This is a genomic window from Nitratireductor sp. XY-223 (assembly GCF_004959855.1).
Taxonomy (GTDB): Bacteria; Pseudomonadota; Alphaproteobacteria; order Rhizobiales; family Rhizobiaceae; genus Hoeflea_A.
Map to the genome: position 1 here is coordinate 1,063,265 of NZ_SPNT01000001.1, position 27,000 is coordinate 1,090,264.

32 protein-coding genes and 3 tRNA genes are annotated in these 27,000 nt (G+C 60.3%); 16 read left to right on the forward strand and 19 right to left on the reverse strand.

Annotated features, from left to right (window positions below; translation table 11 throughout):
• Window positions 1-82: 82 nt before the first annotated feature.
• Together E4M07_RS04740 and E4M07_RS04745 are read right to left on the reverse strand one after the other, a co-directional pair.
• Window positions 83-367: a hypothetical protein gene (locus E4M07_RS04740; protein ID WP_136657119.1), complete on the reverse strand. Its 285-nt coding sequence runs from the start codon at window positions 365-367 to the stop codon at window positions 83-85.
• 59 nt (window positions 368-426) lie between these two features.
• A complete protein-coding gene (locus tag E4M07_RS04745; protein WP_136657120.1) occupies window positions 427-864 on the reverse strand; it encodes a helix-turn-helix transcriptional regulator in 438 nt (145 codons plus the stop codon).
• 209 nt (window positions 865-1,073) lie between these two features.
• Here E4M07_RS04745 and E4M07_RS04750 point away from each other — a divergent pair.
• Both E4M07_RS04750 and E4M07_RS04755 read left to right on the forward strand, forming a co-directional pair.
• Window positions 1,074-1,160: transfer RNA gene (locus tag E4M07_RS04750), tRNA-Leu, on the forward strand.
• A 129-nt stretch (window positions 1,161-1,289) separates the two neighbouring features.
• A complete protein-coding gene (locus E4M07_RS04755; protein ID WP_136657121.1) occupies window positions 1,290-1,967 on the forward strand; it encodes an FkbM family methyltransferase in 678 nt (225 codons plus the stop codon).
• A gap of 49 nt (window positions 1,968-2,016) precedes the next feature.
• Here the strand turns inward: E4M07_RS04755 and E4M07_RS04760 are convergent, their stop codons facing one another.
• Window positions 2,017-2,937 carry a LysR family transcriptional regulator gene (locus E4M07_RS04760; protein ID WP_136657122.1) on the reverse strand — a complete coding sequence of 307 codons (921 nt, stop codon included), beginning with the start codon at window positions 2,935-2,937 and terminating at the stop codon, window positions 2,017-2,019.
• Between the two features lie 99 nt (window positions 2,938-3,036).
• Between E4M07_RS04760 and E4M07_RS04765 the strand changes: the two genes are divergently transcribed.
• Entirely contained in the window at window positions 3,037-3,663 is a 627-nt protein-coding gene (locus E4M07_RS04765; protein ID WP_136657123.1) for an HD domain-containing protein, read from the forward strand.
• 9 nt (window positions 3,664-3,672) lie between these two features.
• Window positions 3,673-4,671: a sterol desaturase family protein gene (locus tag E4M07_RS04770; protein WP_136657124.1), complete on the forward strand. Its 999-nt coding sequence runs from the start codon at window positions 3,673-3,675 to the stop codon at window positions 4,669-4,671.
• A 311-nt stretch (window positions 4,672-4,982) separates the two neighbouring features.
• On the opposite strand, the gene E4M07_RS04775 is transcribed toward E4M07_RS04770, so the two are convergent.
• Window positions 4,983-5,600 (reverse strand): hypothetical protein, encoded by a 618-nt coding sequence (locus tag E4M07_RS04775; RefSeq protein ID WP_136657125.1) that lies wholly within the window; start codon window positions 5,598-5,600, stop codon window positions 4,983-4,985.
• 433 nt (window positions 5,601-6,033) lie between these two features.
• Here E4M07_RS04775 and E4M07_RS04780 point away from each other — a divergent pair, with 433 nt between their 5' ends.
• Complete coding sequence (locus E4M07_RS04780; RefSeq protein WP_136657126.1) at window positions 6,034-7,221, forward strand: MFS transporter; 1,188 nt, start codon at window positions 6,034-6,036, stop codon at window positions 7,219-7,221.
• Here the strand turns inward: E4M07_RS04780 and E4M07_RS04785 are convergent, their stop codons facing one another.
• Entirely contained in the window at window positions 7,222-8,217 is a 996-nt protein-coding gene (locus E4M07_RS04785; protein ID WP_136657127.1) for an alpha/beta hydrolase, read from the reverse strand. It lies immediately after the preceding gene.
• Window positions 8,218-8,264: 47 nt separating this feature from the next.
• On the reverse strand, window positions 8,265-8,735 hold the full coding sequence (locus tag E4M07_RS04790; RefSeq protein ID WP_136657128.1) for an Lrp/AsnC family transcriptional regulator: 471 nt from the start codon (window positions 8,733-8,735) through the stop codon (window positions 8,265-8,267).
• Between the two features lie 154 nt (window positions 8,736-8,889).
• Between E4M07_RS04790 and ald the strand changes: the two genes are divergently transcribed.
• Both ald and E4M07_RS04800 read left to right on the forward strand, forming a co-directional pair.
• The gene (gene ald, locus E4M07_RS04795; RefSeq protein WP_136657129.1) at window positions 8,890-10,008 is read left to right on the forward strand and encodes an alanine dehydrogenase; all 1,119 of its coding nucleotides are present in this window, start codon (window positions 8,890-8,892) and stop codon (window positions 10,006-10,008) included.
• Window positions 10,009-10,195: 187 nt separating this feature from the next.
• Window positions 10,196-10,567 (forward strand): hypothetical protein, encoded by a 372-nt coding sequence (locus tag E4M07_RS04800; protein ID WP_136657130.1) that lies wholly within the window; start codon window positions 10,196-10,198, stop codon window positions 10,565-10,567.
• 140 nt (window positions 10,568-10,707) lie between these two features.
• Here E4M07_RS04800 and E4M07_RS04805 read toward each other — a convergent pair whose 3' ends face one another.
• A complete protein-coding gene (locus E4M07_RS04805) occupies window positions 10,708-11,211 on the reverse strand; it encodes a hypothetical protein (RefSeq protein WP_136657131.1) in 504 nt (167 codons plus the stop codon).
• Between the two features lie 325 nt (window positions 11,212-11,536).
• Here E4M07_RS04805 and E4M07_RS04810 point away from each other — a divergent pair, with 325 nt between their 5' ends.
• A complete protein-coding gene (locus tag E4M07_RS04810; protein WP_136657132.1) occupies window positions 11,537-12,076 on the forward strand; it encodes a hypothetical protein in 540 nt (179 codons plus the stop codon).
• A 78-nt stretch (window positions 12,077-12,154) separates the two neighbouring features.
• On the opposite strand, the gene E4M07_RS04815 is transcribed toward E4M07_RS04810, so the two are convergent.
• The 8 genes from E4M07_RS04815 to E4M07_RS04845 all read right to left on the reverse strand — a co-directional run bounded on the left by E4M07_RS04815 (window position 12,155) and on the right by E4M07_RS04845 (window position 19,006).
• Entirely contained in the window at window positions 12,155-12,778 is a 624-nt protein-coding gene (locus E4M07_RS04815) for an OmpA family protein (RefSeq protein WP_136657133.1), read from the reverse strand.
• Window positions 12,779-12,892: 114 nt separating this feature from the next.
• Window positions 12,893-13,453 (reverse strand): GNAT family N-acetyltransferase, encoded by a 561-nt coding sequence (locus E4M07_RS29025; protein ID WP_169054084.1) that lies wholly within the window; start codon window positions 13,451-13,453, stop codon window positions 12,893-12,895.
• Entirely contained in the window at window positions 13,453-14,304 is an 852-nt protein-coding gene (gene sseA, locus E4M07_RS29030) for a 3-mercaptopyruvate sulfurtransferase (RefSeq protein ID WP_169054085.1), read from the reverse strand. The genes E4M07_RS29025 and sseA overlap by 1 nt, the downstream gene beginning before the upstream one ends.
• An 18-nt stretch (window positions 14,305-14,322) precedes the next feature.
• Window positions 14,323-15,057: an alanyl-tRNA editing protein gene (locus E4M07_RS04825; protein WP_136657134.1), complete on the reverse strand. Its 735-nt coding sequence runs from the start codon at window positions 15,055-15,057 to the stop codon at window positions 14,323-14,325.
• 3 nt (window positions 15,058-15,060) lie between these two features.
• Window positions 15,061-16,098 (reverse strand): cysteine synthase A, encoded by a 1,038-nt coding sequence (locus E4M07_RS04830; protein ID WP_136657135.1) that lies wholly within the window; start codon window positions 16,096-16,098, stop codon window positions 15,061-15,063.
• Between the two features lie 161 nt (window positions 16,099-16,259).
• Window positions 16,260-17,519, reverse strand: coding sequence for a cyclopropane-fatty-acyl-phospholipid synthase family protein (locus tag E4M07_RS04835; RefSeq protein WP_136657136.1), 1,260 nt, complete (start codon window positions 17,517-17,519; stop codon window positions 16,260-16,262).
• Window positions 17,520-17,934: 415 nt separating this feature from the next.
• Window positions 17,935-18,534 (reverse strand): hypothetical protein, encoded by a 600-nt coding sequence (locus E4M07_RS04840; protein ID WP_136657137.1) that lies wholly within the window; start codon window positions 18,532-18,534, stop codon window positions 17,935-17,937.
• 289 nt (window positions 18,535-18,823) lie between these two features.
• Entirely contained in the window at window positions 18,824-19,006 is a 183-nt protein-coding gene (locus E4M07_RS04845) for a hypothetical protein (RefSeq protein ID WP_136657138.1), read from the reverse strand.
• Window positions 19,007-19,317: 311 nt separating this feature from the next.
• On the opposite strand from E4M07_RS04845, the gene E4M07_RS04850 reads away from it, so the two are divergent.
• The gene (locus tag E4M07_RS04850) at window positions 19,318-19,758 is read left to right on the forward strand and encodes a hypothetical protein (protein ID WP_136657139.1); all 441 of its coding nucleotides are present in this window, start codon (window positions 19,318-19,320) and stop codon (window positions 19,756-19,758) included.
• Between the two features lie 45 nt (window positions 19,759-19,803).
• On the opposite strand, the gene E4M07_RS04855 is transcribed toward E4M07_RS04850, so the two are convergent.
• Window positions 19,804-19,878: transfer RNA gene (locus tag E4M07_RS04855), tRNA-Asn, on the reverse strand.
• Window positions 19,879-20,039: 161 nt separating this feature from the next.
• On the opposite strand from E4M07_RS04855, the gene E4M07_RS04860 reads away from it, so the two are divergent.
• From E4M07_RS04860 to E4M07_RS04875, 4 genes are all read left to right on the forward strand, one after another.
• Window positions 20,040-20,324, forward strand: coding sequence for a hypothetical protein (locus E4M07_RS04860; protein ID WP_246660359.1), 285 nt, complete (start codon window positions 20,040-20,042; stop codon window positions 20,322-20,324).
• A complete protein-coding gene (locus E4M07_RS04865; RefSeq protein WP_136657140.1) occupies window positions 20,324-20,830 on the forward strand; it encodes an O-acetyl-ADP-ribose deacetylase in 507 nt (168 codons plus the stop codon). Before E4M07_RS04860 ends, E4M07_RS04865 begins: the two co-directional genes overlap by 1 nt.
• Before the next feature lie 156 nt (window positions 20,831-20,986).
• Window positions 20,987-21,060: transfer RNA gene (locus E4M07_RS04870), tRNA-Cys, on the forward strand.
• A 239-nt stretch (window positions 21,061-21,299) separates the two neighbouring features.
• Complete coding sequence (locus E4M07_RS04875; protein ID WP_136657141.1) at window positions 21,300-21,596, forward strand: hypothetical protein; 297 nt, start codon at window positions 21,300-21,302, stop codon at window positions 21,594-21,596.
• Between the two features lie 25 nt (window positions 21,597-21,621).
• On the opposite strand, the gene E4M07_RS04880 is transcribed toward E4M07_RS04875, so the two are convergent.
• The 3 genes from E4M07_RS04880 to E4M07_RS04890 all read right to left on the reverse strand — a co-directional run bounded on the left by E4M07_RS04880 (window position 21,622) and on the right by E4M07_RS04890 (window position 22,704).
• Window positions 21,622-22,050, reverse strand: coding sequence for a hypothetical protein (locus E4M07_RS04880; RefSeq protein WP_136657142.1), 429 nt, complete (start codon window positions 22,048-22,050; stop codon window positions 21,622-21,624).
• Window positions 22,050-22,412 (reverse strand): hypothetical protein, encoded by a 363-nt coding sequence (locus E4M07_RS04885; RefSeq protein ID WP_136657143.1) that lies wholly within the window; start codon window positions 22,410-22,412, stop codon window positions 22,050-22,052. Before E4M07_RS04885 ends, E4M07_RS04880 begins: the two co-directional genes overlap by 1 nt.
• Before the next feature lie 82 nt (window positions 22,413-22,494).
• Entirely contained in the window at window positions 22,495-22,704 is a 210-nt protein-coding gene (locus E4M07_RS04890) for a hypothetical protein (protein ID WP_136657144.1), read from the reverse strand.
• A gap of 671 nt (window positions 22,705-23,375) precedes the next feature.
• On the opposite strand from E4M07_RS04890, the gene crtY reads away from it, so the two are divergent.
• Genes crtY through E4M07_RS04905 form a run of 3 tightly spaced genes read left to right on the forward strand, consistent with a single transcriptional unit; the run spans window position 23,376 to window position 26,993 of the window.
• Window positions 23,376-24,518, forward strand: coding sequence for a lycopene beta-cyclase CrtY (gene crtY / locus E4M07_RS04895; RefSeq protein ID WP_169054086.1), 1,143 nt, complete (start codon window positions 23,376-23,378; stop codon window positions 24,516-24,518).
• A gap of 10 nt (window positions 24,519-24,528) precedes the next feature.
• Complete coding sequence (locus E4M07_RS04900) at window positions 24,529-26,034, forward strand: phytoene desaturase (protein WP_136657146.1); 1,506 nt, start codon at window positions 24,529-24,531, stop codon at window positions 26,032-26,034.
• Window positions 26,031-26,993: a phytoene/squalene synthase family protein gene (locus tag E4M07_RS04905; protein WP_206057172.1), complete on the forward strand. Its 963-nt coding sequence runs from the start codon at window positions 26,031-26,033 to the stop codon at window positions 26,991-26,993. The genes E4M07_RS04900 and E4M07_RS04905 overlap by 4 nt, the downstream gene beginning before the upstream one ends.
• Window positions 26,994-27,000 lie beyond the last annotated feature (7 nt).

The following is a 27,000-nucleotide window of genomic DNA, read 5'->3' on the forward strand; positions in this document are numbered from 1 at the left end:
GCCGCTGCGATCCCAGGTCTGGAACAGTTCGAGCTGCGTCTTCGAAACGTCTGGCGTGTCGAAGACGCAGTCGTCGAGGAGCTTAGTGTGGACGGCCATACCCTGCCTCTTCGGCGGCCACGAACTGGGCAATCACGCGGCCGAAGAGAGCGGCAAACCTTTCCCATTCGGCAGAGGTGAAGCGTTCGATGTCGGTGTGGCTTGCGACGGTCACGGCGATAATGTCGCGCGAAAGGTGACACCCGTAGTGCTCGCACATCGCGTCAAGATATTCGCGGTCATTGCCGTATCTGTCAGGCGCGTCGAAAATCGCTTGCGCGGCGGGATGGTCAAATCCGACCATGTTCACATTAATGTTTTTTATCATTTATGGTTTTCCTGTATTTCCCCAAAAAATTTACCGGCGCCTGGATGATAGGGTAATTTCTATTTGCTGTCCTTCACTAGATTCTTCGAGCGCAGCGCGCGCAGCCGGCGGTACTGCTGCTGGATCAGCTTGTGGCGCTTTTCCAGCGAGACCTGCCGCCCGTAGTCCTCGATGATCATATCGGCTGCGTGGGTCGCCTGGTCGAACAGCTCGAGATCGAGCTCCGTGTCGGACCCGTTGGCGGAGACCAGCCTGGTGTTCGGATAATCGTCGGCATCGCCGTCCGGGCCGTCACCCTTGCCGGAGAGCAGCCAGTCGGTCGTCACCTTGAAGCGTTTCGCATATTGCGTAAGGGCAGGGCGGCTTACGCCGCGCGAACCGTTCTCGTGCGATGCATAGGTCGAGTAGCTGACGCCCAGCGCTTCGGCGGCGATGGCGGCGGTCTTGTATCCGGCCGCCTCCCGCGCGGCTTTCAGTCTGGTGTTGAGATGAGACATGGCGGAATTATGAAGCCGTTGAATATACTTTTGGTGTTTTTCAGGAATTATGCATTGTGCGTGATCCTATGCGTATTCGCGGTGGAAGTAAAACACATTGCGTAGTTGGCTGAATAAATTGATCGCGGGCGCGGCGATGCCTCAGGCCCGGCGATGTCGGTCGTTAAAGGACTTGCAATCCTATCGTGGATAATTACCAGTAGGTGCGGGCCCCCTTGGCGAAATTGGTATACGCAACAGACTTAAAATCTGTCACCCGCAAGGGTTTGCCGGTTCAAGTCCGGCAGGGGGCACCAGCCTTTAAAAGTGTGATTGACGATCAACAAACAATCGTTGTTTTGGCCACGACCCGGGTGCAGGCGAGGGAACCGTAACAGGGAAGAAATCCGCCTTGACTGAAGCGGTTCATTTTGTTCCATAACGGCATGAACACACTACCCAAAATTGCACGAAAACTTGTTCGTTCGTACAGGAAGAATATCCTCCGAGATCCTCACCTTCTGGAGCTTTCGCGCTGGTTCAAGGATGAGGGCGACAAGAAGCTGCGGCTTGACCACAGGTTGGATGCAAATTCGACGGTTGTGGACTCCGGCGGTTATCTGGGGGACTTCGCAGACACCATCAGTCGTTGCTTCAACAGTCATATTTTCTTGTTTGAGCCATCCACTCGATTCTACCAAAAGTGCGTGGAAAGATTTGCGGCCAACTCCAAGATCGTTTGTCGGAACTATGGTCTCTCAGGCCAAAACCGAAACACCACATTGTCACAAGACGCCGATGGTTCGTCTGAATTCGGTGGTTCGAAGGGGAGCGATGGCGGTGCTGAAACGGTCAGGCTCAGAGCGGTTGACGAGGCTTTCATAGAGAACGGGATCTCAAGTGTTGATCTCATGGAAATCAACATTGAAGGAGGCGAATACGAGGTGCTGCCCAGGCTGATTGACGTCGGTATGGTGAAAGACATCGATCGCCTGCAGATACAATTCCACAGCTTTGTGGACAACGCCGCGGCACGTCGTGAGGACATACAGTCGAAATTGGCCAAAACCCATGAGATGGTCTGGTGCTATGACTTCGTTTGGGAGTGCTGGACTAGAAAGTGATGCCAGCCATTTTGGTTGCCACAACGCCGCCGGTCTGACGTGCCTGCCGTCAGATGCTGTTGCCTGTCAGATACTGCCAAAGCTCCTTGCTTGCTCCGGTCATGGCATCGCCGGCATTCGACAGGATGTAATACCCGAGATCGGGGCGGCTGACCGGTTCTCCCAGGCGGACGATCTCGCCGGCTTCGACGAGATCGTCATCCAGCCCGACATAGCCTAGCGCGACGCCTTCGCCGCAGCGGATCATGTCGAGCAGGGTCGGGTAGTTCCTGATATCGGCATTGCGCAGGTCGCCGGGCAGCGTCGCACCGTGGTGCTCGAACCACTTCTTCCAGGTCATCCAGCCGTAATTGTGCATGTCGCCGTGCTCGAGCAGCCATTCGGTTTGCAGCGTCGCGGCAAGGTCGTCGGGGTCGAGCTCGGGCGTGCGTTCCAGGAACGACGGCGCGGCGATCACGTAGGTTGTCTCGGTAAAGAGGAGATCCGCACGCTTGCCCGGCCAGTCGCCGGAACCGAAGCGGATCGAGAAGTCGACCTTGCCCGCGTCGAAATCGTGGTAGTTCTCCGAGGTGACGAAGTTGATGGCCGCGCCTCCGGCAGCGCCGCGCATCGCGGTGATCTGCGGCATCAGCCACAGATGGGTGATGCCGAACGAGGCGCCGATGACGATCTCGTTGTTCTTGCGTGCCGAGACCGAGCCCAGGGAAACCTCGAGACGGTCGAAGGCCGAGGTGACAAGCTCGGAGACGGTCTCGCCTTCTGTCGTCAGGGCGACGGCATTGCCGGTCCGGTGAAAAAGGTCGATGCCCAACCAGGCTTCAAGGTTGGTGATGTGCCGGGTGACGGCCGGCTGGGCCACCCCAAGTTCCTCGGCCGCGCGGGTGAAATTGCTGTGCCGGGCGGCAGCCTCGAAGGCGAGGAGGGCGTTGAGCGGCGGCAGGCGTCGGCGCATCGCGAGATCCGATCTCATAATAATATTTCCTTATGCCAGCCTATCAATTTCAGCCGTATCCGGCAATTTTTCCATGCGTTAATGTTTGGGTGACGGAACGCAAGGGATACGCGCGCCATGAAGAAGGTCACCTTTACCCAGATGAAGCACGGCACCCGGGAAGACTACGAGTTCCTGGTCGCCGAGGAAATCGGACACACGAAGCACACGGCCGACCGGCTGCTCAAGGCGATGACCGAGCTTGACGAGAGCCTTTCAGGCTACCAGGTCACCCGCCTCGGGCACTCGGTACAGTCGGCGACGCGCGCCTGGCGGGACGGCGCGGATGTCGACTGGGTGGTCTCGGCCCTGCTGCACGATATCGGCGATATCTACGCGCCGTATAATCACGACGAATACGCGGCCGCCATCCTCAAGCCCTTCGTGCGCGAGCAGTGCACCTGGTGCGTGCAGACGCACGGCGATTTCCAGATGCTCTATTACGGCCATCACCTGGACGGCTTCGACCAGCACAAGCGCGAGTGCCACCGCGGCCACCGGTATTTCGACGACTGCGCCGAATTCTGCGAGCGCTGGGACCAGGCGAGCTTCGATCCCGACTATGACGACCTGCCGCTGGAATTCTTCGCTCCGATGGTGCGCGCGGTGTTCGACCGCGACCCCTACGACAAGGATGTCATCCGCCCCGGAGCGCGCGAACCGCTGGTGAATCCAGCCGTCGCATCCGAGCGATCAGAAGCCTGAGGATCTGACATGAGCGACACCGTGCAACCGGCCAAGCGGCCGGCCCGAAAGACGTGGAATTACACGCCGGCCCTGCCGATCCGGCTCGCGCCCTACTGGGACTGGCCGTTGCGCCCGCTGGAATCGGTGTTTTATCTTCTGAAGAGCTGGAACCCTGTCGCCATGCGCTTTGTCATGCTGCTCGCGGCCATCGCGACGTGGCTCTGGTTCACGCCGGATATCGAGCGAGCGAAAACGGTCGCGTTCGGCTGGGTGTTCGAGGTCTGGCTGCGCAACTTCCTGATCCTGACGGGCGTTGCCGGGGGTCTCCACCTCTTCCTGCTGCGTTTCAGGCTGCAGGGCGACGACTATCGCTACGACCTGCGGCCGATGGCCAGGGGCGCGAAGGTGTTTTCCTTCAAGAACCAGGTCTACGACAACATGTTCTGGTCGTTCGTTGCCCTGCAGTTCTGGACATTCTGGGAGTGCCTGATGTGGTGGTCCTACGCCAATGGCTGGGCGACGATGATCACCTTCGATCGCAACCCGGTATGGTTCGTCGCGCTCATCGTGCTCATTCCCATCTGGGCGGGCTTTCATTTCTACTGGTTCCACCGGCTGCTCCATGTGGGCAGGCTCTACACCTGGGTCCACGCCTGGCACCACAAGAACATCAATACCGGCCCCTGGTCGGGTCTGGCGATGCACCCGGTCGAGAGCTTCTTTTTGATGTTCGACACGATGATCTTTTTCCTCGTGCCGGCGCACCCGATCCATGTGCTTTTCCTGCTCTTCCACCACGGCATCGGCGCACCGACCTCGCACGCCGGCTTCGAGAGGCTGAAGGTCGGCGGCCGCGACAGTTTCGAGGTAGGGGACTTCTTCCACCAGTTGCACCACAAGTTCTTCGACTGCAATTACGGCACCTGGGAAACACCGTGGGACGGCTGGTTCCGAACCTTCCATGACGGAACGCCGGAGGGCGATGCGGAGGTCAAGCAGCGCCGCATGCAGCTCTGGACAAAATAGTGCACGCCCGCACGTTTCCATACGCGCGCCAGTCGATCCAGATGCGCGAGGGTGAGCGCGACAAGCTCCGGGAAGCGCTTGACAGGGTCTGATCCAAGGTGGTCCCGACCGTTCGCATCCCCGGGCGTCAGGTCGGTCGGGCCGGCCGGCTCCTATTTCGCCTTCTTCTTGGCTTTCCGCTTCTTTTCATTGGCGGCGCGCTTCGCGCGATGGTGCCGGCGTTTCATCGAGTCCTTTTTCATATCGGCGTTCCTCCCGTGCTGCCGAATGCAAGCGACGGGGGATTATACGCCATTTTTTAAAAGAACGCGTCAGCTGCACGAAATGCGCATGGTTCCGTGACGGTAGGCTCCGGGACCGCCGCCGGACTGCAATGTCTGATCGTTGATCGTCACCCGGTAGAACGGAATGCCGCGGATGTCTTCGTGAGACGGCTGGATTTCAACCATGTGGTTGGCGTCGAAAGGTTCTTCCTGGAGCGATCCGTCCGGCTGCTCGCCGACGAACGTGCCGCCCTTGACGCAGGAACGCCGTTCGAACTCGGCCATCTGGAAGATAAAATTGGAGTTGCCGAAGGAGGACAGTTCACCCATGGCCGTGCTGATCGAGTGGTCGAGCTTGGCCGATGCCGACTGGACGATCTGGTTTCGCAGATCCTCGGCATCCTGAGCGATGCCGGTGCTCAGATTCTGTGTCACCGCATCCAGCTTCTGCTGAAGTGTGGCGGTCTCCTGCCGCGACGCCTCGAGATCCGTTCGGACATCTGCCAGTTGTGCGCGAAGGCCGGATACCTGGATGAATCCCCATGCCATCAGCAATGCGAAGATGATCGCGAAACCGGCGACGGCAGCCGTCAGGACATCAATCGGTTCGAACCCGCCTTTGGGCAACGGTGCGTGGGCGCGTTTCCTGGCGATTTTGTCTTTCATCTTGGCTTCCTGTCGTGAGTCCCGTCGAGCTTCGCTGAATTTCACTCCGCCATTCCGCATTGGAACGGCAATAAGGCGATCCGGCGGCGCATCCGTGCCGCCCAACATAATCGCGCCGACGCCTGGTTCAAGAAAACACTGCGAAATCAGCAAGACCTGATTCCTTTTCGGGTCCGACAGCGGCCGCAAAACCCGCGCCGCATGTAGCGCGCTGATGCGGATCGCTTCAGTTTCAAGGCGTCCTGGGCTGATTTCGTCCCGGCGTTTGCGGCCGGCGGACAAAATCGGTAAGGAAGGTGCTTTCCAGCCTGACTATCCAACCGGCAAACATTGTGAGCGGGGGAATTATGCTCGGTACCATCGACGCATCGTGCGGTGTTGAACGCTCTGGCGGACGGTCTGGTCTGATGCCCGCCGACAGCCGGCAAATCTGATGGCGGGAATCGCCGCGCTGGCCGCGGCCTACATTTTTTCGCAGTTCTACCGTTCGTTCCTTGCCGTGCTGACGCCGATCCTCACCGAGGAACTGGGCACCAGCAAAGCAGACCTGTCACAGGCGTCCGGCCTCTGGTTCCTGACCTTCGCGCTGATGCAGTTCATCGTCGGGGTATCACTCGACCGGTACGGGCCGCGCCGGACGGCCACGGTTCTGTTCGCTGTGGGCGTCGGCGGCGGGGCCTTTCTGTTCGCGGCGGCGACCACGCCACTGGAAATCGTCATCGCCATGGGCCTGATCGGCATCGGATGCTCGCCGGTGCTGATGGCGGCGTTCTTTATCTTCGCCTATACGTTCCGGCCGGCGCGTTTCGCGGTCGCCTCATCATGGTTCGTCGCCATGGGCACGGCGGGCAACGTCATCGGCGCCAAACCGCTGGCGATCGCCGTCGAGAGCTTCGGCTGGCGGGAGACGATCTTCGGTCTCGGCGTGCTTTCGCTGCTGACTGCGATTGCGATCTACGTGTTCGTGAAAGATCCGAAGGTTGAGCGGGAAGAGGCCGGCGGGATCGGGCTTGCCGGTTACTGGGCCTTGCTAAAGATACCGGCGCTGTGGCTGATCATTCCGCTCGTCGCGATCAACTATGCGCCTGCCGCCGGTGTGCGCGGCCTGTGGGTCGGACCGTATCTGGCGGATGTGTTCGGCGCGTCGACCCAGCTCATCGGGACCATATCGCTGTTCATGGCCATTTCGATGATCATCGGCAGCGTCCTTTACGGTCCGCTCGACACCCTGTTCGGAACGCGCAAATGGGTTTCGTTCCTCGGCAACCTTCTTGGAGCGGTGGCGCTCCTGTTGCTCGCTGCCTTCCCGATCCAGCCGCTCTGGCAGGTGACGGCGCTGCTGTTCGCCGTCGGCCTTTTCGGCGCCAGCTACGGTGTGATGATGGCCCATGCCCGCGATTTCTTTCCGCGGGAGCTCACGGGACGCGGCGTGACGCTCATGAACTTCTTTACCATCGGCGGGGTGGGCCTCGGCCAGTTCCTGACAGGGCAGATGGCGCAGGCGCACTTCGATCCGCTCGATCCGGCGCCGACCTTCTCGCTGCTCTTCGGTTTCTACGGCGTTCTGCTTGCCGTGACCGTCGCGATCTATTTCTTCTCGACCGACAAGAAACCGGATTGATCAGGAGCCATCGGGCAGCTTTCCGATCCATTCCTCGATGACCTTCACGGTGCTTTCGTTGGTCGAAGGCGACACGGAATCGCCGGCAATCACGTGATGGTCCTTGTCGTCGCTGTCATTGACGATGACGATCTCGCTGTCGGCGCCCCATCGGCCGGCGACGATCTTCGTGGCGTCCGGCTGCACCACGGTGTCTTTCTCCGAAAAGATGAAGAGCACGGGGACGGTGATCTTCTCGATATCGGCGCTTTGCACGAGCTTGACCAGCTCGGCCATCGGCAGGACGGCCTCGGACGGATATTCGTGTGTCCAGTTGTGCCGTTGCAATTCGTTCTTCGGCTCGAACGAGCGACGATCGCCGGCGATGATGCCGAGGATCTGTTTCGCCCAGGGGATCGTCAGCAGGCCGGCGCCGGCGGCCTGAATGCCGTAGTTCGGAGAGATGTTGACGATGCCGACAACATCGGCGCTGAGATCCGGCTGGGTCGCGGCCCAGGTCGTCAGGGTGCCGCCCGTCGACGTTCCGACGAGGATGACGCGTTCGCCGATCCGCCTGCCGACGGCGATGGCTTCGGCCACGTCGTTGACCCAGCCCGCGACCGTTGCCTCCGCCATCGCGTCGCTGGTGCGGCCGTGACCGACCAGCCGCGTATAGAAGAGGTTGGCACCGATATCCTTGGCGACGATGTCCATCACCGGGCGGATTTCTCCCGGCGAAGCGGAAAAGCCGTGGATATAGACCAGCGAGAGCGGCGTCTTGGCGCGCGAGTTCGGATAGGCCCAGACAATCTGCTTGTTCAGGCCGTTCCTGATATCCTGGAAGCGGGCCTCCTCGCGTTCGAGGAACGCCTCGACGTCATCGCCGATGGTGGCCGGATCGAAATTGACGGTTGCGTTCACTTCTGTCCGCGGTCCCAGGTAATACAAAATCGCGCCTGCGATAATCAGTACGACTATGCCGTACAAAATCCTGGTCAGTCGAGACCGTTTCGCCATTGCCAACCTCCGGCTCTGTCTGGGTTTTCACAGCTTATGCGCGAACACTAGCGCATATCAACGTCGATATTCGGGCGGTCGATGACTTCGCGCAACGCGAAGGCGGAATTGATGCGCACGACATGGGGCAGGGCGGACAGCCACTCCTTGTGGATGCGCTCGTAATCCTGCAGATCCTTGGCGGCGATACGCAATATGTAGTCGTATTCGCCCGACATCAGGTAGCAGACAAGGACGTTCGGGCAACGCTTGACCGCGGCCTCGAACTCGCTCAGCGTCTTTTCGAACTGGCCTGAGAGCGAGATGTGCACAATGGCCGTCATCGTGTAGTTGAGGGCCTTGTTCGACAGCCGCGCGTGGTAGCCGCGAATGACGCCGGATTTTTCCAGGATATCGAGCCGGCGCGAGCAGGCGGACGCCGAAAGGCCGACCTTTTCCGCAAGGTTGGCGTTGGAGATTCGGCCGTCCTCCTGCAGCGTCCTCAAAATAGCGATATCGATTGTGTCAAGCTTATCCATTCGGTGATTCTTCAATATTTTTTAGATTTTCGCAATAATATTCGAAAATATCCGCCTATACAGGCGCACTTCGCAAGGACATTTCACACTTCCTGTGGTGCAATAAGCCACAATAGGTTGCGCGAATCGCGCGAAAAGATGTGGAGGACGCTCAATGCGTGTCGGATGCCCGAAGGAAATCAAGAACAACGAATTCCGCGTTGGTCTCACGCCCGGATCGGTGCGTGAATACGTGGCCCATGGCCACGAAGTCATCGTCGAAACCAATGCCGGCCTCGGCATCGACGCCGATGACGGCGTCTACCAGGCGGCCGGCGCCAAGATCGTGGCGACGGCGAAGGACGTGTTCGACCAGTCGGATATGATCGTCAAGGTCAAGGAGCCGCAGCCGTCGGAATGGGCGATGCTGCGCGAGGACCAGATCCTCTACACCTATCTGCACCTGGCACCCGACCCCGAGCAGACCAAGGGTCTTGTCGAATCCGGCTGCACGGCGGTTGCCTATGAAACGGTTACGGACGATCACGGCGGCCTGCCGCTGCTCGCGCCGATGTCTGAAGTCGCCGGCCGGCTCGCTATCCAGGCCGGCGCGACCGCCCTTGAAAAAGTCTATGGGGGCCGCGGCGTCATGCTGGGCGGCGTTCCCGGCGTCCTGCCGGGCAAGGTCACCATCATCGGCGGCGGCGTCGTCGGGCTGAATGCCGCCAAGATGGCCGCCGGTCTCGGCGCCGAGGTGACGATGCTGGACCGGTCGATCCCGCGCCTGCGCCAGCTCGACGATATCTTCAACGGGCGGGTCCGCACGCGCTTTTCGACGATCGAGGCGCTGGAGCAGGAGGTCTTCTCGGCCGACCTGACGATCGGCGCGGTGCTGATCGCCGGCGCCGCGGCGCCGAAGCTCGTCACCCGCGAGATGCTTTCGGGAATGAAGAAGGGCTCGGTCATCGTCGATGTCGCCATCGACCAGGGTGGCTGTTTCGAGACCTCGCATCCCACCACGCATTCGGAACCCACCTTCGAGGTGGACGGGGTCATCCACTACTGCGTCGCCAACATGCCGGGCGCCGTTCCGGTGACGTCCGCGCATGCGCTCAACAATGCGACGCTGCACTACGGACTGCAGCTTGCCGACAAGGGCCTGAAGGCGATTGCCGAGGACCGGCACCTGCGCGCCGGCCTCAATGTCCATCGCGGCCGCATCACCAACAAGCCGGTTGCCGATGCGCTCGGCTACGAGCTTGCCGAAGCGGACACCGTTCTCAAGGTCGCCTAGGCCTTTTGCAGGAATTCGAACGAAACCGTCCGGCCGCGGGGCCGGGCGGTTTTTTGCGTCATCGGCGCTGGTCTGGCGGTTGATATTCCTGCACTTATTTCGTTCGAATTTGAATCAATCCGTCAATCGGACCTTCAACTCCCTCGGGTACAATCTTGCGATGTACTAGATATGGGGGGCTTGTCTAGTGAATATCGGTTCGTTCATCGCAGTCGGCCTGTTGGGCGCCGCCCTTGTCGGCGCGGCCGCCAACCTGCCGCCGCGCGCGCTGACCGAAGGGGACTTTGAAGCGCTGGTCTCGCGGTCGGACGACCTCGAGCGCTACGGCACCGCCTTCAGCGGTGCGGCGCGCTGGCTCTACGAGGCCGGCATCTGTTCGGAATACGACCTTAGGCAGAGCGGCGGCTGGGCGAAATCGCGCACCCACCGCAATCGGCCCATCTATTTCACCTATTGCGGCGGCTCGGCCCTTGCGGACCGGGTCTATTTCGACGCTGAGACGCTGGAGTTCTACGGCCGGGCGCGCGGTAGCGGGGAGCGGGTGCGGTTGGCAGGGTAATAAATTCGGTGCATTGCGTTTACACAACAGGAAAGTCCCGCTTGATGCCTTTAATATGTCGTATGCGAGAGTTAATTCTGAGAGGCCGAAGGTGATAGCTGTGGTGCTGTTTGGTCTTAGCCTGAATTTTGTTTTCCGTGCTATTTGAAGTGTTTGACGGCGATGGTTTTGCGAGCAAACTGTGAGAGTTCAAGTAAAAGCTGGTGCTTGTGTTTGTTGTACGCTTCCAGAGGTTCACTTAACGTATCCCAGGAATGGTTTTTTCCTTCTATCCGGTCATACTGTAAGCGAGCAGCAGTTCTGCGGGCAGTTAGTGACGAATCTTCAAGCGAACGTATGCTCTGTTCAAACTGAGGAAAATACAGTATTGAAATTGCGTACATTTTTGCTAATGCTGAAGACTCGAGTATTTGAAATTCAGAGCCTGCAGTATTCGTAATGAACGTCGATAACCAGTCGTCGAATTCAAAAACTGCCGTTACTAGTTCTTGAAACTTTTGTTCTCGAATTTCGGTTTTGGACGAACGGGATTTGAAAAACTCTACCGCAATAGGTGCGTAAATCGCGACAACACTAGTCAGTAGCGCAGGTCCCAGTGCGACGGTCATTAGTTGCCAGAATTCCAAGTTTGTTGAACCCGTCATATTGGTCTCCCCAATTGTGCCTTGTTCTATAGTTCATCGGTTTATTTGTCTCTTATTGTAACGTCGGAGACGCTAAGTTCCGGTCTGTAGTAAATTCAACATACGGACTACGCAGACCTGTTCAATCATAGGTAGACTAGATAATATGAACATATGCACTGATTCAGTAATTGACTTAAACCGAGCCGCCATACCAAATGTACAGTGAGCGACATACGACTTGGTCACAATGGTGGGTTGTATTTTGGGCAAAAAGCCTCATCTACAAAAGGCCTTCGTACCGCGGTGTGATCTAGATCGTCTGGAATAAGTATGTGAGATTGATATGAACCATCAGGAACTGAAGGTATTTGTAATATCAAGCATTCTTTCGGACGAGTTTCGTGGCACGAATATTGACAAAACGGGAACACCTGACGTTCGCATCGAGCTGAAAAACAACAAAAAATACGTCGACTCAAATATTGCGATAGAAGAGGTAGGTTACTTTAGGGGCCAATCACATGGTGTGAAAGTAGAAGAGCCGCAAATAAGGTTAAGTTTCGATATTGACGGTATAGTTACCTGTTATACGCATTACGGCTCTCTTGGAGATGGGGCTCAATTTACTGTTGCATATTATGAGGTCACCGGTCGATTCTCTTGTCTGGCTAGTATTACGCCAGAAGGCGATACCAAGAAATTTTTCGTAGTTGAAAAATCACACAGAGTGACCCTGAATATAGATGTAAAAGACATAGAGAGAGTTGTAGATCCAGATCACTTTCCCGAGTCTGCTAAGAATCGAGCGAGAGCGCTCATAGAAATTCTGGACAAAGCAGTCGCCAATCGTCTCAACCAGCGTGGCGAGCAGAATCGCATCTGAAGTCTCAGCGGGGTGTATTCGTTGACCTCAACTTCAAAATAGCCGCCCCACCGTTAGGCGGGGCAGCCTCTTGCTCACTCACTGATAAACAATATCCGTGATCCGGCGGAGCGTAACGCGGCGGTTGCGCCAGTCGGCGTAGGGGGTGTCGACCAATAGGTCCTCTTCACCGTAGCCGACGGTCTCCAACGCATGGTAGGGCACGCCGAAATATTCGGTCAGCACCCGCTGCAGCGAGGCGGCGCGGCGTTCGGACAGCACCTGGTTGGCGGTGTAGGAGCCGACGGCGTCGGTGTGACCCTCGATCAGGAACAGCTCGTGCGGGTTGTGGCCGAGCATGTTGTGCATGGCCTCGGCAATCTGCTCCACCTTCCAGTGCTGGTTCGACGAGATGCGGGGCGAACCGAAAGCGAAGTTGATCGCCTGGATCTCGATCGACGGCGCGATGTGGCGCAGCGCCCGGCGGCGCTTGACGTCTTTCACCGAGCCCTTCATCGAGGGCTTGATCTTCATGGCCGGCGGGGCGCTGAGGCTCTTTTCGATGGTCAGCGCGTCGGGCACCTTCTTGTTGATCTTCTTGGCATAAAAGACCTTCTCGGGGATCTTGCCGTTGTCGATGGTCAGCTTGAACTGTGCGGCAGACGCCGCGGCGGGCGCGGCGACCGCGGCGGCGAATGCGGTCAAAAACGTGCGGCGTTTCATAACGGTCTTCCTCTCTCGTCCCGGCCGGACCATCCGGCCGCTGATCTGATGGAGGAAGCGTAGTCGGGCGTCGCTGAAGCTGCGATGAACGGGCCGTTCAGATAAGGGAAAGCCTTAGACGGACTTGACGATGCGCAACAGGTCCGCGTCGGTGAGCGGATGGATGAAGGTCTCGCTCTGGCCGATCGGGGTGAAGCCGAGCTTCTGGTAGAGCGGCAGTGCGGCGGGGTGGTCGAGCGTGCAGGTGTTGACCGTCACCTTCAAGGGGCTCGTCTCCCAGGCCGCTTCCAGCGCCTGCGCCAGCAGCCAGCGGCCGAGCCCGTGGCCGTGTGCGTGCGGCATCAGGCCGAAATATTCGAGATTAACGGTCTCGGCATTGACCTGCCGCAGCTCGAAAAAGCCGGAAGGCGCGCCGTTGAGGTAAAGCACGTGGATCGATGTCTCGGGCGCGTGGACGATCTTCGACAGCGCGTCGTCGCTGAGGCGCAGCCGCGCCACCCAGTGCCACTCACGACCGGTGCGCAGCTGCAGGTAGCGGTAGAAATGCAGCGGGATCTCGGCCTGCCGCATCAGCGCGACGTGGAGATTGACCGGCATCGGGCAGAGCTGCGTCGGTCGCTGGGTCTGCTCCAGATAGGTGACGATCGCCTTTTTCGGTGCGCGTCCACGGGCCATCAGGGGTCTCCGGTCGCCACCGGCGTGTCGTCCCGCGCGCCCCATTCGGACCAGGATCCGTCATAAAGGCGCGTGTTCTCGTTGCCGAGCGAGTGCAGGGCGAGCGTGATGACCGCCGCCGTGACGCCGGAGCCGCAGGTGGTGACAACCGGTCCTTGCGGATCGATGCCGGCCTCTTCCAGCGTCGTGCGCAGGGCGTCGAGCGGCTTGAGGTGGCCGTTCTCGGAAAGCGAGAACACCGGCACGTTGCAGGCGCCCGGCATGTGGCCCGAGCGCATGCCTGCGCGCGGTTCGGCCTCCTCGCCGGTAAAGCGGCCGGCGCCGCGCGCATCGGCGACCTGGTGCGAGCCGGAGGCCACCACCTCGCGCATTTGGGCGATGCGGACCACCGCTTCCTCATCGAATACCGGATTGAACGTGCCTTCCGGGTGTGAGGGCGTCTCCGTGTTTACGGGCCGCCCGTCGCGTTTCCAGCCGTCGATGCCGCCGTCGAGCACAAGGACATTGGCTGCGCCCATGACGCGGAACTTCCACCACACGCGCGGTGCGGTGAACATGCCGAGCCCGTCGCACACGACAATGGTGTCGGTGTCGGAAATGCCGAGCGCGCTCACATGCTGCGCGAAGACGCCGGGGCTCGGCAGGGCATGGGGAAGGTCGACGCCCGGTTCGACGACGACGTCATGGTCGAAGAACACGGCGCCCGGTATGTGGCCCGCGTCGTATTCGGCCCTGGCGTCGCGCTCCTGCGCCGGCAGGTACCAGGAGGCGTCTACGATGCGCAGGCCCTCCTGTCCCAGCCTTTCTTCCAGCCAGTCGGCCGAAACCACGAATGCGCTCTTTTCTGTCATGGACTTGCCGCGCGACCGTCAGCCGGGCAGTTCGCCGAAGCGAATGCGGAAGCGGCGGTTCTCGCGCCCTTTCTTTTCGATCTTGCCGATATGGATCGCGCCGATCTCGGCGGTCTCCGAAACATGGGTTCCGCCGCACGGCTGGCTGTCGACACCGGCCTCGTCGCCGATACAGACCAGCCGGATGCGGCCGCTGCCGCTGGGCGGGCGCACATTCTTCGACTTCACCAGGCCGGGATTGGCCGCAAGCTCCGCCTCGTCGATCCACTTGGCGAAGATCGGGTGGTTGCCTTCGACCAGTTCCATCAGCTTCTCGCTGACCGAGGCCTTGTCGATCGCCTCGCTCATGTCAAAATCGACGCGGCTCTCATCCTCGCCGACAGAGGCGCCGGTAATGGGAAAGGGGCACACCACCGTCAGCAGGTGGCAGGCCGAGTGCATGCGCATGAGTTTGTAGCGGCGCGGCCAGTCGATATGAAGTGCCAGGGTCTCGCCGATCTCCGGCACCGCCTGCTCGTTGGACGGCACGTGGACGATCTCTGCTTTCGACTGCCCGTTGACCGTCGCCGCGATCTCGATCCTCGATCCGTCCTCGCGCTCGAAGAAGCCGATATCGCCGGGCTGCCCGCCGGACGTCGCGTAGAAACAGGTCCGGTCCAGCAGGATGCCGCCGCGGTCGTTGACGGCGGCGACGCGGCCCTCGGCCGTGGAGAGATACGGGTCGTCGAGAAACAGCGGAAGCGTTTCCTGCAAGGCTCACACCTCTTCGTAAGGCACGGAAATATCCGGCGTTTTTTCCATCCACTCCGGAACCGGCAGCTCCTTGGAGCGCAGGAATTCGGGATTGAAGAGCTTGGACTGATAGCGGTTGCCGTAGTCGCAAAGCACGGTGACGATTGTGTGGCCGGGACCCATCTCCTGTGCCATCTTCACCGCGCCGGCGATGTTGATGCCGGACGAGCCGCCAAGGCACATGCCTTCGTCCTCGATCAGGTCATAGACGTAAGGGAACGCCTCGGCGTCCGGAACCTGGTAGGCGAAGTCCGGCGTGAAACCCTCGAGGTTCGCGGTGATGCGGCCCTGGCCGATCCCTTCCGTGATCGAGCTTCCCTCGGCCTTCATCTCGCCGTTTTTATAGTGGTTGAAGAGCGCGGCGCCCATCGGGTCGGCGATGCCGATCTTGACGGACGGGTTCTTGTCGCGAAGGCCGACGGCGACGCCGGCCAGCGTGCCGCCCGAACCGACGGCGCAGATGAAGCCATCCACCTTGCCGTCCGTGTCGTGCCAGATCTCCGGCGCCGTCGTCTCGATATGGGCCTGGCGGTTGACGACATTGTCGAACTGGTTGGCCCAGATGGCGCCGTTCGGATCCTCGCGCGCGATCTGCTCGGCAAGGCGCCCCGACAAGCGCACGTAGTTGTTGGGGTTGCGATAGGGAACGGCCGGCACCTGGACCAGCTCGGCACCGAGAAGGCGCAGCGCGTCCTTCTTCTCCTCGCTCTGGGTCTCCGGAATGACGATGACCGTGCGATAGCCGAGCGCCTTGGCCACCATGGACAGCCCGATGCCCGTATTGCCGGCGGTGCCCTCGACGATAACGCCGCCGGGCCGCAACTGCCCCTTCTTGACGGCGTCCTGGACGATGAAAAGCGCCGCGCGGTCCTTCACGGACTGTCCCGGATTGAGGAACTCGGCCTTGCCCAGGATCGTGCAGCCGGTCAGCTCCGACGCCTTCTTCAGTTTGATCAGCGGTGTATTGCCGATGCCGTCCAGCACAGTTTGTAACGTGGTCATCTGATTGCCTCACTAGGGTCGCTGCAACAGTATTTTGACGGTTGTGGATTATCAACAAGGGCAACGGCAAGAAATGACGTTTGCCGCTGCTGCCGTTTGGCAAAATAGAATTTCAAACCGGTCGGGGAAGACCTGCTGCAGAGCGTCGGAACGCTTGCTGTTCAGCCGCGCTGGTAGATGATCTGTCGCACATTGATGTTCTCGGCCCGGAACCCAGCCTCGCAATAATGCAGGTAGAACTCCCACAGCCGCTTGAACCGTTCGTCGAAGCCCATGGGCCGGATGTTCGGCCAGGCGTCCCAGAACCGCGAACACCACTCGGACAGTGTCCGCGCATAGTCCTGGGCAAAGGCGCGGTGACCGGAGAGCTTGAGATTGGCCTTGCGGCCGAGTTCCTCGAGTATCTCGAAGGTCGGCAACATGCCGCCGGGAAAGACGTAGCGCTGAATGAAATCGGGATTGCGCCGGTAGTTTTCGAAGGCATCCTCATGGATGGTGATGATCTGCAGCCCGGCGCGGCCGCCGGGTTTCAGGCACTCGCTCAGCTTGGAGAAATAGCCGGTCCAGTATTTTTCGCCGACCGCCTCGAACATCTCGATGGAGGCGATGTGGTCGTAGACGCCGCGCTCTTCGCGGTAGTCCTGGAACTTGAGTTCGACCCGGTCCGACAGGCCGGCATCGTGAATGCGCTTTTGCGCATAGTCGAGCTGTTCGCGGCTGATGGTCAGGCCGGTGACGCGCGCACCGATTTCCTTCGCCGTATATTCCGCAAAGCCGCCCCATCCGCAGCCGATTTCAAGGACGTGGCTGTCCGGGGTGATGCCGATCGCATCGGCCAGCGCCTTGTATTTCGCCTTCTGGCCGCTGTGCAGGTCGTTGGCCCCGGTCTGGAACAGCGCCGAGGAGTAGGTCATGCTCGGATCGAGCCATTTTTCGTAGAACGCGTTGCCAAGGTCGTAGTGCGCGGCGATGTTCTTCCTGGCCTGGGCCTTGGTGTTGGCGCGGAACAGGTGGCGCAGGCGCTCCATCAGGCTGGCCAGCCCCTTCGCGCCGCTGGCTATGTGGTTGCCGATATCGGTGTTGACCAGGAACAGTTCGAGAAAGGTCGGAATGTCGGGGCTCTCCCAGTCGCCGTCCATGTAGGATTCCGCCACACCGATCGTGCCGCGGCGGAAGGCGGCATAGGGCAGGTTCCAGTTGTGCAGCACTGCGGTGGCGCGCGGGCCGCTTTCTGGCCCCTCTATGCGCCATTGGCGACCGTCCGGGAGCTTCAGGTCAAGCGCACCGCGGCGCAATCGCGAGATGGCGCGCAGCGCCAGCTGGGCCTTGAAGGGCAGTCCGCTCAGATGCTCGCCGACATTGCTTGCCGAAACCAGTTCCACAGCGCCGTCATCCGCCGCATTTGTCGTTGTCCCGGTCATTTGCATGCCTCCGATGCCTTTGCATACAAACCCTGCAGTCAATCAGCCTGACCAGTTGGATCAGCGTGTGCGGGCAGGGCGCTACCACCAACCATCTTTCATGGACGCGCGCGCATATGCAAGTGGCGGCGCGAAGATATTGGTTTTTCCACTTTTTTTGCGACCGGGTTGTGTTCATCGTGCCGGTCCGCCCGAGCCCTCAAACGGCGGACCGGCGATGCCGGTCGCCGCAAGTATTCTGGGGCGCCGACAAGATCGGAGACAGGCTTCGGCTGGGCGCCGAACCGGTTCAGACAATCAGAGTTGGGGGTGAAGTCAACGGAATTGGCCGCGCTTTGGCAGCACTTTTCGAATCGTATCGTGACAAGCGGTGACAACGGCCCCTGAGGCCGGTCGCCCGAAACCGCGTCGACGGTCAGTGGTTACGAACAAAAATGGAGTATCCGTTGCCAACCCGGCGGGACATCCGGAAAAGCTTGTAGCCGGGGTGTGCCTTCATAATGCGATGTGCATTCCAGCACTTGAAGGTTCGAATGTCGTCCAGCGCGATGATCCGCGCGCCGATGACTTCCCAAAGCTCCCGTTCCCCCGTGTATTCGGATCCGTCGATCAGTGCGAAATCAAAATGCCGTATGCCGTTTTCGGACTTGATTGTCCGGATTCCGTGGCCGTCTTTTCCACTCTCGGCAATGTACTCAATGTCCCTGCGCAGGTCCCGCCTTGCCACGCCGAGTTTGGCTGCCGCCTTGCGGCGATTGAATGGGTAACGCACCTTGCAGAAATAGTGGATGAGCTCTTCGTCATCGGGAAACGAGGCAGCCGGCACGGACGACAGGTTGTAGCAGTGCACGAACCCGTCATCCCTGTAGTGCCGTGTCAGCGCTTTCGCGCGCTGCCGGCTGACTTCCATGCAAAACAGGCGGACATCCCTGTTGTCCGGGCGCTGGCGAATCCCGCTAACAAGGGCGTGTGTGCTTCCTTCGCCGCTGGACGAGCCAATTTCAAGAAATGTCATAAGATCCGGTCGGCGCGCAAAAGCTTTCAGGTCGGCGTAAAACGAATTGTTGTTGATCTCCGGCGGGATCAGTTCTTCGAGACGACTTGATAGAACTGGGCGTTTATCATGCATTTTCGCAGACTATACGTATTTGCGAAAATTTACGACTGCGCACCGACCGCGCAAAGCTTTGCCGCGGCGCTGGAAAACACTCCGCGGGCTATGGCTTTTCGTATTTCGGACGGACTTGCTTCAGCAGGCCTTTAAGAGAGGGACGGCTGTCCGCCGTCCCCGAAAAGTCAGGTTGTCAACTGACGTGCGGCGGGCGCAACTCATGGATCGCTGCGCGGACGCGCCGCCAGTTCGCGGCATCTTCCGACTTGCCCTTGGCATCCAGTTCATTGGCTTTTTGCGCGGCCTCGGCCTCGGCCTTGTCGCCGTGGGCATCAAGCAATTGACGCGCGTGTTCGACAATCATCGTGGCTTTCATCGTCTCCTCCGTCGCTTGGGAGCCATATTGCCATAGTCGGCCCGTGGTGTGTTGATGCAGGTCAAGCCGTGTCTCGACTTGTCAACGCACGGGTCGCTCACACTGAGATGAAAATTAGGGCGGCATTGGGGAGACGGCCAGCCGCAACGCCGGCCCCGGGCACCTGATTCTGCGGTATTGCCTATGTACGCAAAGGGCATAAATGACCGAAATTTAATGTTTTTTGAGGCCCGGTCGATGTGGGATCGGGGCGGCGGCGTTCCTACATTGGTTGCAGCGCAACATATGCGAAAACGATTGGAGTACGCACGATGAGAACAGCGATATTATCTGCAACGGCACTGGCAATGATGTGCCTTCCGGCCCTTGCCGACCGGCCCGTCACGGAAGCGGAACGGGAGAAGATCAATGCGGCGCTCGCAGCCATCGGATGCCATGCGACCGACCTGGAATTCGACACCGGTGACAACCGCTACGAGGTGGACGACGCACGCTGCGGCGACGACGGGAAGACCTACGACTTCGAACTGAATACGGATTTCGTGATCGTCGACGGCGAACGGCCGGTGAACGCTGAGGAGCGGGCGCGCATCGACGCGGTGCTGACTGCCGAGGGCTGTTCGGGCGGCATCGCGGAATTCGACTATGACGACAACCGCTACGAGGTCGATAACGTGGTGTGCGGCCAGTCACTTTACGAAATCGATCTCGACACCGATTTCCAGATCCTGCGGAAGAAACTCGACGATTGACGGCTTGCGCCCAAGGCGGACGCTACAGAAATGATTGAAGAAAAGTGGCTCCCCGGGCCGGATTCGAACCAGCGACCAATTGATTAACAGTCAACTGCTCTACCACTGAGCTACCGGGGAACGATCCACATCGTGGCGTGGGACGGCGTATAGAAAAGAATTGCGCCGTTGCCAAGCCATTTTGTCAAAAATTTTTCGATCTTGCGTTCCGCGCGGGCGGTGCCCAAATGGAACAGGATGTGCCTATGATGGTGGCGGGTTTGAACGCCGGGAATTGCCTTTTGACGAGCTCGCTGAACAGTAACCGGGAAACGGCCGGGGAAGCGCCGAGACGGGTGCTGCGCATCGGCTCGCACAGCATCAGGCTTCCGGAAAGCCGCATGCTGCGCATGGCGCTCGGCATCGCGCTGGTGTTCGGCGGCATCCTGGGCTTCTTGCCGGTGCTCGGGTTCTGGATGATCCCGCTCGGCCTTTTGATCCTGTCTCATGATCTGCCCGCGGTAAGGCGCGGGAGGCGCCGGCTCGCGGTCCGGTTCGGCCGGTACTGGAACGCATGGAGGCGCTGATGGAAGTGCAGTTGTTGAAGGCGGATATCACCACGCTCGAGGTCGATGCGATCGTCAATGCGGCGAACAGTTCGCTGCGCGGCGGCGGCGGGGTCGACGGCGCCATCCATCGGCGCGGCGGGCCGCAAATCCTGGAAGAATGCATCAAGATCGTCGAAAAGAACGGCCCGTGCGAGCCGGGGCAGGCGGTGATCACCACGGCGGGAGACCTGCCGGCGCGCCATGTCATCCACACGGTCGGTCCGGTGTGGCGCGGCGGCGAGGCCGGCGAGCCGGCTTTGCTGGCAAGCTGCTACGCGTCGAGCCTGCAGCTTTGCGTCGACCATGGCCTGCGCACCGTGGCGTTCCCGAATATCAGCACCGGCATTTACGGCTATCCCAAACGCCCCGCCGCCGAAATCGCGGTTCGCATTGTGCGGGACTTTGCCGGGGCCGGGGCGGTCGACACAGTCACTTTCTGCTGTTTCGACGATGAGAATTACGACATCTACCGGGCGCTTGTCTGAGACCCGCGAGCCTGCGGTGCGCGCATGTGCTGCACGCGCCCTAACCAATCGGCAACCGTGAGACGGCAAAACGCGGAAATTTCCAAATGCCACCCCTTGCGCAACGGTGGATTTCATTTTAAGTGCGTGCTTCGGTCGGGCTGATCGGCCGATCGGGGCCTCGTGGCGGAATGGTTACGCAGAGGACTGCAAATCCTTCTATCCCGGTTCGATTCCGGGCGAGGCCTCCATATTCCTCCGAATTCTTTCGTATTTTCAATGATATAGCGTCTCGCGTTACACGCATAGTTACACAATCATTGCTCAGACGTTACACATTGTACTTTTCCGCTGGCCGATTCAGCCAGGCTTTCCCGATCCGCGGCGTTCACATAGGGCCGCGCTTCCTTCCGGTCCTTCCAGCCGAAATAGGCCATCAGCTCAGATGGAAGAAAATCCGGACGAAGAACCGGCCTAAAGGAGACGTCACATGCCCACCGATGGCAACGGTGCCCCGAGGTACATATCCATCGGCCTGGCGGTGACGATCGTCGGCGCCGGTATCGACTATGGCGGCCTGCAGATCCAGGCCGCCAATAACAAGGAAAAGCCCGCCGAGAACGCCAAGACGATCGAAATGATCGAGCGGGAGCTGCGCGGCAAGATCGACGAGATTCAGGACGACGTCTCCGACATCCGCGTCAAGCAGCAGGGCACCGACGCCTCGGTCAAATACAACACCAAGATCCTTGAGCGGATCGAGCGGCTGATGGAAGATCAGAAGTAGGGCATGAGAGTTTTTCTGATCGATCCTACGTCCGCACCTTCAATTGTTTTTCGAACAGTGTCTGCATCCTGCTGCCGTCCTCGGTGTGCTTGAGCGTCAGGGCCTGTCGGCGCTCGATCGCCTCGTCCCGGTCGCCCGGCGTGTCGCCGTTGATGACCATCGCGTCGAAATCGGCCTGCACGGCATCGGTCCAGAGCGTTCGGATTTCCTCTGTGACCTCGGCCGGAAACAGAAATTTCGATCGCTGATGGGCATTTGTGAGATCGGCGAGAATGGCCATGTCGGGCGTTCCGAGCTGTCTCCATCGCCTGATAAATGTCTCGACGTCCTGGTAGACCTGCATCCGGTGTTCGAAGACCGAGGCCCGGTTGGTCTGCACTATCGCGCGCCAAGACAGGATCGAGACGCCGAGCGCCGCGAATGAAACCCCGATCGCGACAATCGCAGCCCACATCAGCCTGCGGCCTTTTCTGGGCGCGTGACGGCGCTGTCGCCAGGATATCCCGGCTTATTGCTCCATTCGCCGCACCACTGCATGATATTGGTTTCGACCGGCACGCCCTTTTGCCAGAAGCCTTGCGGTGGTGGCGGATATCGGCGGCACACGCCCACGGGCAGGCGTCGATCCGTTATCTTTGCAAGAATGATCGGCTTGTTCCGAGGATTCGGAAGCCAGTATTTGCAGGTGGCGCAGCTTTCATTTTCTGGTTGCATCACGTTACACAATCTATAAAAAATGGCCCGAAAAAATAGAGCAACGTTACACAAAAAATCCAATGAAAACAATGGGTGTGGAAGACCGGGCCAGGCCTCCATATTCCTCCAAAACAGTTGACAGTCTGGCGCGGCGCATCACGCCTGCGGCTTCCCTGACGCGTTCACGTCCGGCGCTGCCGGGTTATTTGCTGAGCCGGCCGTAGTGGTCGGGGTGGTTGCTTTTCACCCAGTCGGCGGCGCCGTGCTCGAATGCGACTTCGACGGCCTTTTCCAGTTCCGCTGCAAGGCGCTCAATCGTATCCGCCGCCGCTCGTGCTTGCGTGACATGGTGCTGCCAATCGAGGGAAGCGTTCTCCTCGACATTGCGCAAGTGATCAATGAGTTCCTTCATCTGCGAAATTCCTTTCGTGTGGTTGTGCGCGACGTTTGGTCATATCTCGAACGGCATTGCCGCCATCGCCGGATTGTCGGGCCCGATCCTGTCAGCCGTGTGGCCCCGGGCTGCCGTTTCCGGAATCCGGTTGAAGCATATCGAACCGAGTGGGAGCAAGCGCGATCGTTTCAAGGTGCTGTATTGGTGGTGTTTTGCCTTTGCCCGACAGGCGCTGAATTCATGCCGGCCACGATCCCGAAAATGTGATCCGGCAAAAGCCTCATTTACGGCGACTCGTGGTTGCCGGAGCGGATTTTCCTTCCCACATCGGTTTTAGTTGCCCCGCCTTTCGGGCAGCGGGAGGGACACCGCTCCCTAGCGATCCCTTGTCCAAGGCTGACCCAACGCAGCGCTGTCGCACTCACCGCGTGCACCGGCGCTCGGGTGGGGCAACAAATGTTTCGCAGCGCTGCAATTCGTTTGGATGTCGGCCCAACAAACGTCTAAGTTGGGTGTTGCTGATGCCGGGTTGAGAAAGTCGCGTGTTCAGCCATATTACAGCGGCAGCGGTCTGCTTAAGCAGGCGAACCGAAAATTCGGCCGATAACCGAACAACAACGGGCCGGGCACAAGAGGGAACTTCGGCTCTGGGTAACACCAATTCCAATCTGAACCGCAAAACCGATGTCGTGATAGCCGGCGGCGGCCTGGCCGCGTGCATCGTCGCCCTGCGGCTGGCGGAACTCGGGCATCACATTGCGATTGTCGAAGCGGGCGAGCAGATCTGCGGCAACCACACATGGTCGTTCCACCGGACCGATCTGGAGCCGGGCGACTACGCGCGCCTGCAACCGCTCATCGCACACGAGTGGTCCGGCCAGAAGGTGGTCTTTCCGCGCTTTGCCCGCAGCCTGACGACCCCCTACGCGTCGATCACATCAGACGCGTTGCGGCAGGCTGTGTACGATTGTGAAAAAATCCGAACCCACGAGAATGCGAAAGTCGAGGAAATCCGCGCCGGCGGCGTCGTGCTGGACGGAGGCGTGGAGATCGACGCGCCCTGTGTCATCGACGGCCGCGGATTTGCACCCGACGACGGCTTGAAGCTCGGCTTTCAGAAATTCGTCGGCGTTGAGGTCGAACTGGGCCGGCCGCACGGCGAGGACGTGCCCACGATCATGGATGCCGCCGTCGATCAGAAGGACGGATACCGCTTCTTCTACGTGCTGCCGCTGTCGCCCACCCGGGTGCTCATCGAAGACACGCGGTACAGCGACGATGGCTCGCTGGACTTCGAGGCGCTGCATTCGGACGTTCTTGCCTATGCGGCCAATCGCGGCTGGGTCGTCAAACAGCTCAAACGGACGGAAAAGGGCATTCTGCCCATCGCATTGGCGCATGACGTCCTTGCATTCTGGGACCGCGTTCCGCTCCATTCGGCGCCGATCGGCCTGCGCGCGGCACTGTTTCATCCGACCACCGGCTACAGCCTGCCGATCGCGGTGGAGACGGCCAACCTGATCGCCGGCCTCGGCCGCCCGCTGACGACCGCGGCGGTTCGCAAGGCGATTTACGCCTATGCCCTCAACCGCAACCAGGAGCAGGCCTTCTACCGCTTTTTGAACCGGATGCTGTTTCGCGCCGCAACGCCGCGCAAGCGTTATCTCGTGCTGCAGCGGTTCTACCGTCTGCCGCAATCGCTGATCCAGCGGTTTTATGCCGGCCGCATCCGCCCCACCGACAAACTCAGAATTATTGCCGGCAAGCCGCCTGTACCGATCCAAAAGGCGGTTCGCTGCGTAAGTGAGACACGCGCGCTTGCAGGCAAATAGGGGGCCGGCGATGGAGAATGCCAGAACAGCGGTGGTCGTCGGATCGGGGTTTGGCGGTCTGGCGCTGGCGATCCGCCTGCAAAGCAGCGGCATTGCGACCACGGTGTTCGAAAAGCGTGACCGTCCCGGGGGGCGCGCCTATGTCTACGAGGACAAGGGATTCGTGTTCGATGCGGGCCCCACCGTCATCACCGATCCCGCCGCATTGCGGGAGTTGTGGGCAGAGGCGGGCCGCGACATGGAGGATTACGTCACGCTGCTGCCGGTCGATCCGTTCTACCAGCTTTGCTGGGAAGACGGGTTCCGGTTCGACTACACGAACGATCAGGCGTCGCTGGACCGCCAGATCGGACAAAAATCGCCCCGTGACGTCGAGGGCTACAAGCGGTTTCTGGACTATTCGAACGAAGTCTACCGCGAAGGCTACGAGAAGCTCGGCGCGGTTCCGTTTCTGAGTTTCAGGGACATGGTCAGGGCCGCGCCGCAGCTGATCCGGCTGGAGAGCTATCGCAGCGTCTATGCCAAGGTGGCGAGCTTCATTTCGGACGAGCAGCTTCGCCAGGCCTTTTCCTTCCATTCGCTTCTGGTCGGCGGCAACCCGTTCGACACATCCTCCATCTACGCGCTGATCCATGCGCTTGAGCGCCGCGGCGGCGTCTGGTTCGCCAAAGGCGGGACCGGAGCGCTGGTGCGGGCAATGGCAAAACTGTTCGAGGACCTCGGCGGGACCTTGCGGCTGAACGCGCCCGTCGACGAGATCGTGATGGAGAACGGCCGGGCACGCGGGGTCGTCGCCGACGGCAATCGGCTGGATGCCGAAATGGTTGCCGTCAATGCAGATGTCGTGCACCTTTACGACCAACTCCTGCGTGGTGACCCGCGCGGTGCGCAACAGGCGAAATCATTGAAGAAAAAGCGCTTTTCAATGTCGCTCTTTGTCATCTATTTCGGATTGCGCGGACAGCCGGCCGATCTGAAGCACCACATGGTGTTGTTCGGTCCGCGTTACCGGGAGCTGATCGACGACATCTTCAAAACGGACATCCTCGCGGATGACTTTTCGCTCTACCTGCACTGCCCGTCGGTCACCGACGACAGCCTGGCGCCGCCCGGACACAGTGCCCACTATGTCCTGTCGCCGGTGCCGCATCTCGGCACGGCCGACATCGACTGGGACGTCGAAGGACCGCGATACAGGGACCGGATCCTCGACTACCTGGAGGCCCGCTACATACCGGGCCTCAAACGCGATCTCGTGACCTGCCGCATATTCACACCCTTCGATTTCCGGGACGAGTTGAACGCCCATCTGGGATCGGCCTTCTCGGTCGAGCCGCTACTGACGCAAAGCGCCTGGTTCCGGCCGCACAACCGCGACGACGTTATCGAGAACCTCTACCTCGTCGGTGCGGGCACGCACCCGGGCGCCGGTATCCCGGGCGTTATCGGGTCCGCGAAGGCGACCGCGGGGCTGATGCTCAGCGACGTCGAACAGGCGCGGGCGGTTTCGTCATGACGGTGGAAATCGGGCAGGACGCCGCGAACGCCGATGTCCTGCGGGTCAGCGAGGAGATGATCGCCAACGGCTCCAAGAGCTTCGCCGCGGCGGCCCGGCTTTTCGCGCCGCAGACCCGCGCCGATGCGGTCATGCTCTATGCCTGGTGCCGGCATGCCGATGATGTCATTGACGGCCAGGAACTGGGCCACGCTGGCGCTTTGGGGACCGCCGCTTCGGACGGTCAGCCCGAGCGGCTTTTGGAACTGAAGCGACAAACGGAGGCGGCGCTCAACGGCGCCGCGACGGACGATCCCGTGTTCGAGGCGCTTCGCCAGGTGGTGGCGCGCAACCGGATACCGCATCGCCACCCGCAGGAACTGCTGGCGGGTTTCGAGATGGACGTCCGGCAGCGCGCCTACCAAACGGCTGACGATACGCTGGACTATTGTTATCACGTTGCCGGGGTCGTCGGTGTGATGATGGCGATGATCATGGGCGTCCGCGATGAGGCTGTTCTTGACAGAGCATCCGACCTCGGGCTTGCCTTCCAGCTTACGAACATCGCCCGCGATGTCATCGACGATGCGCGGGCAGGGCGGGTTTATCTTCCGGCCGAATGGCTCGACGAAGTCGGCCTTTCCGAAGTGAGCGCGGAGCGGCGGGAACAATGGCCGGCGCTGCATGGGCTTGCCTTGCGCCTGCTCCAGCATGCCGAACCCTATTACGAGTCCTCCTATGCGGGGCTGTCGGCGCTGCCATTCCGTTCGGCCTGGGCGGTGGCGGCGGCGCGGCGCGTCTACCGGGAAATCGGCGAGGTGTTGCGAACACGGGGACCGCAGGCCTGGGAGCAACGGGTTTCAACCTCGAAGGGTCGCAAGGCCTGGCTGTTGGCGTTGTCGCTGGGCGATGTGCTGACCACCCGGTTCAGGGGCGCTGACAGCGGCCCGCCGCGAAACGGTCTTTACAAAAGGCCGTGACTTCCCC